Origin of the sequence: Arachidicoccus sp. (genome assembly GCF_050436765.1) — a bacterium.
Taxonomy (GTDB): domain Bacteria; phylum Bacteroidota; class Bacteroidia; order Chitinophagales; family Chitinophagaceae; genus Arachidicoccus.
Genome location: NZ_JBNQGD010000182.1, coordinates 1 through 4565 on the forward strand (window position 1 = coordinate 1; position 4565 = coordinate 4565).

Sequence of the window (4565 nt, forward strand, 5' to 3'; positions counted from 1 at the left end):
CCGTGGTTGGAGCAGCATAAGATTCCACACATTACCACTTTGCATGGACGACAAGATCTTTCTGAACTGCAGGCCATTTATCGGAGTTTCCCCAATGAGCCCATCGTTTCCATTTCTGATAACCAACGACTGCCTTTACCAAACGCCAATTGGGTAGATACAGTCTATCATGGACTTCCAATTCACCTCCATCATATCGGAAATGGTAATGGCGAATATCTCGCTTTTTTAGGAAGAATATCACCTGAAAAAGGCGTGCAAGAAGCTATTGCTTTGGCGATTGAGGCTAAAATTCCTTTAAAAATAGCAGCTAAAATTGATCGGACGGAGATAAGCTATTTTGAAGATAACATCAAGCACTTACTAAACCATCCTCTTATTGAATTTATAGGAGAAATTAATGAAACACAAAAAACGGAATTCTTAGGTAATGCAAAAGCACTTTTGTTCCCGATTCAATGGGCTGAGCCTTTTGGGATGGTTCTCATAGAAGCCATGAGCTGCGGTACGCCAATTATAGCCTACCCAATGGGCTCGGTTAGAGAAATTATAGAACACGGCGTCAATGGATTTATTGCGCATAATGTTGATGAAGCACTTATTGCCATTAGATCGCTCGACCAATTAAATCGCAAAGAAATTCGTCGATGTTTTGAAGAGAAATTCACTGCCCATAGAATGGCAAACCATTATCTGGAGGTTTATCATAAAATATTGAGCCAGAAAAGTTACCACACCTTAAAGGTATTAGACAATGCTTTCCCAAAAATAAAATGCACCTAAAATTATTTATACAATGCTTATTCATTTAAACATCTAAATTAATGATCCCTATCTATTAGCATAATTATTCAAAAATGAAAGGACATGAAAACTTTAAATAATGATTTAACTAGGCGAACTTTAAAATCACAACAAGAACATAAGCTTCAGCATGATAAATTCCACATACAATCTGATAGTACTCATGTGGATAATTCCACACATGTCCTAAACCATTCAAATAGCTTCGCCATTTTTGACAGATGGGGCAATATCTATTCGGATGGCAAAACCCCTCACGGCATCTACCACCGGGGGACACGATTTATCAACCATTGGCTTTTAAAAATCGATTCAAAAAAACCTCTTCTTCTCGGCAGTACTATCAAAGAGAATAACAACATCCTGTCTATCGATTTGACAAATCCGGTATTACAAGAGGGGAAAATACCTGAGAATACTTTACATATCTTCCGTCATCAGCTTATCCGCGAAAATGGCTTTTTCGAAAAAATCACGTGCGTCAATTACAACGAGAGTGACTGCCAATTTACTCTTGCGTTCAGTTTTGATGGAGATTTTAAGGATATCTTTGAGATCAGAGGAACAAAACGAAAATTAAGAAAAGGCCCTATTATCTATAAAACTGACAACGGCCAACAGCGGGTCACCATTATCTATCAAGGTAAAGATAACCTCGAAAGGAAAGCCATCATTCAATTTGACCAACATTCCAAGGGCCAACTAGAGCAGAGTGAACTCAGAATACCTGTAGTCCTTCAGCCCGGAAAAGAATTTTCCTTAAAACTTTCTATGCTTTTTGAAATAGACGAAATGCAAGAACAAAAAGTAGATTTTGACGAGGCTAAGAAAAAGATTCTGCATGACAAGGCGCAGGAAGATAATTCAGAAGCCAAAATATCTTCCTCTAATATTCAATTGAATCTATGGCTTAATCGCTCTTATATTGATCTATTTTCCTTACAAGCCAAAATAGGTTCTTATACATATCCTTTTGCAGGAGTTCCATGGTATAATACACCTTTTGGCCGAGATGGAATTATCACAGCCATTGAACTTCTGTGGATTACACCGCACTTGGCAAGGGATGTATTGACATTTCTTGCAGCGACGCAGGCTAAATATCATAATCCCCTACAGGATGCACAACCAGGTAAAATCTTACATGAAGCCCGGGAAGGAGAAATGGCCAATACAGGAGAAGTTCCATTTAAACAGTACTATGGGACAGTGGATGCGACGCCATTATTTATAATTCTAGCTGGCATGTACTATGAAAGAACAGCTGACCTAACCTTCATCGAACAAATCTGGCCGGCCATTGAAAAAGCGCTGGACTGGATTGATTTGCACGGAGATGAAGACGGCGATGGCTTTATTGAATATAGTCAGAATAATCCAGACGCGTTGACAAATCAGGGATGGAAGGATTCTGTTGATGCTATCATGCACGTCGATGGTACTTTGGCTAGCGGTTCGATTGCTTTATGTGAAGTGCAGGGCTATGTCTTCCAAGCAAAAATCTATGCCGCTGTTATAGCGAAAGATCTAGGCTTAGAAGAACTTGCGGTCAAATTACGAACGCAAAGTGAATCCCTAAAGCTTGCGTTTAACAGAATCTTTTGGAATGAAAACATACAAAGCTATATTCTAGCGCTTGATGGAGAAAAAAAACCCTGTAATGTCCTAGCTTCCAATGCGGGCCACTGCCTGTTTACCGGCATTGCTGAAAGCGAAAAAGCTCTTAAAACAAGAAATAGTCTTATGTCAACAGAAATGTATAGTGGATGGGGAGTTCGGACACTTGCTAAAGGAAGCATTAAGTATAACCCGATGTCTTATCATAATGGTTCTATTTGGCCACACGACAATGCAATTATTGCAATGGGCTTTTCGAAATATGGCTATAAGGAGGAAGTACTAAAAATATTCAATGGTTTTTTTGAAGTCTCCACTTGGATGGAACTACATCGCATTCCCGAATTATTTTGTGGAATGAATAAAAGAAATTGTGAGGGTCCTACGGCTTATCCGGTAGCGTGTTCTCCGCAAGCATGGGCCGTTGGATCTGTATTCCTACTATTGCAAGCATGTCTCGGATTGGAAATTAATGCACTGGAGAAAACGATTACGTTTCATTCACCGGTTCTTCCTCAAAATGTTGCTCAGCTCTTTGTCAATCAGTTGAAAGTGGGAACAAAGTCATGCACCGTTCAATGCGTGAATATGGGTTCTTATGCTGATATTCAAGTGGAAGGTTTGCCCGAGGGATGGCAATGTAAAATACAAGCCGGTTCGAAATAATACGGTCATTACTAAGAGGATTTTCTGCATTAGAAATGCGATCGCTAGTGACCGCTGCCATTACCAGCCTCATGTAATTGATGCACAAAATAGGCATCAGGCACTGCTTACCAAGATGATAACCATATTCTGGAAATAGCGGCGGTGAAGCCGTAAATATAAGAAGTCGACAACAGCATCAAACGGAAAATGTTGTTACATTACAATCTAAAAGATATTTGTATATCGTATGAAATTCTTCGAACGTAATTTATTTAATAGGTTCTTATAACCACTTTAGAAAAAACTCCTGCAAACCAATTTGCGGCTAGTCCTTATATTTTAATAATAACCGCCTAAAAATTGAAACGTAAGTCCGGTAAACTTTTTCCGTCTCCGGACTTCACGTTTAAAAGTTTTGGGTTACTCTTCGGCACCCTGTTCGTTGACATCATCGTCAGCAATTTCTGTTAATTTTTCATCCACATTCTTTTCTTCTTCTAATGTACTTAACAGCAACTTCGCGACGTTGTTATGTTTCATCTTTTGAGCCCAGGCCGCCAAAGAACCATAGGTGGCTATTTCATAGTGTTCTACTTTTTGAGCCGCTAAGATTATCCCGCAGTCGCGTACCATTGAGTCATCTTGCGTTTCGTCAATCAATTCGTGAGCTTCTTTAACAAGCCCAGCCATAGCCTCGCATTTTTTTGCCTCCGGCTCCAGACCTAAATGCTCAAAAGCTTTTTCCAATCGGGAGACGTGTTCCTTAGTTTCCTCTAAATGGTCGTCAATACATTCCTTTAATACATTTGAGGTGGCAGATGCACTCATTTTAGGAAGTTCTTTTACAAGATGTTTCTCCGCCCAGTAGATATCTTTTAAGTTATCTACGAATAGTGAATGAAATTTAGAGTTTGCCATCTTTTCAGAGACTTTCCCTTTTGCCTTTTTTGTCTGTTCCTTTTCCATAGTGTTTTTTTTAGGTTTTAAATAGAAAGATTTAAAATGGAATTAAAATTCCTCTCTCTGCCTAGTATACTAAAGTCGTTCCTAAAATTACCACCCAAAAAATAGATCGGAATCAAAGGGCTAAAAGCAGTGGAAATAATTCGTCCCACCAATTCGCTTAATTTCAGTGTGGTCTTTCCGACCCAATATGTGCAAAGAAAACCCCATTGGTTTTCTTCAAATTACAGAGAGAAAAAAAGGATCAACGCAAAGAAACTTGCGGAAAGGGCATAATATTCTGATGCCAAAAAAACCTTTGCCCGGCGTCTTTGGGGAAACGACCAAAATCACTAAGTAATTGATTGTCAATCCAACAATTTTTACAAAGTGCCCATAATATTTTTTTTCTGCCAAATGATTTCATTTTTCGCATTCGAATTTCAAAGGGTCAAAAAAAAATGGGGATGAATTTTACAAATCCGCCCTGCCCAAAAAACGGATCAAGTTAAAAAGTTGGGGGATTGCGATAAAACAATTTGCTTTGCCTTAGA

Annotated in this window: 3 protein-coding genes; 2 read left to right on the forward strand and 1 reads right to left on the reverse strand. The window is 38.9% G+C overall.

From position 1 onward, the window contains the following. Both ACQR30_RS07905 and ACQR30_RS07910 read left to right on the forward strand, forming a co-directional pair. Positions 1–783 (forward strand): glycosyltransferase (locus ACQR30_RS07905; RefSeq protein ID WP_429733732.1); only part of this gene is annotated, 783 nt, incomplete at its 5' end. Positions 784–867: 84 nt separating this feature from the next. After that, positions 868–3087, forward strand: coding sequence for an amylo-alpha-1,6-glucosidase (locus tag ACQR30_RS07910; protein ID WP_429733735.1), 2220 nt, complete (start codon positions 868–870; stop codon positions 3085–3087). Between the two features lie 402 nt (positions 3088–3489). On the opposite strand, the gene ACQR30_RS07915 is transcribed toward ACQR30_RS07910, so the two are convergent. After that, positions 3490–4035: a ferritin-like domain-containing protein gene (locus tag ACQR30_RS07915; RefSeq protein ID WP_429733737.1), complete on the reverse strand. Its 546-nt coding sequence runs from the start codon at positions 4033–4035 to the stop codon at positions 3490–3492. Positions 4036–4565 lie beyond the last annotated feature (530 nt).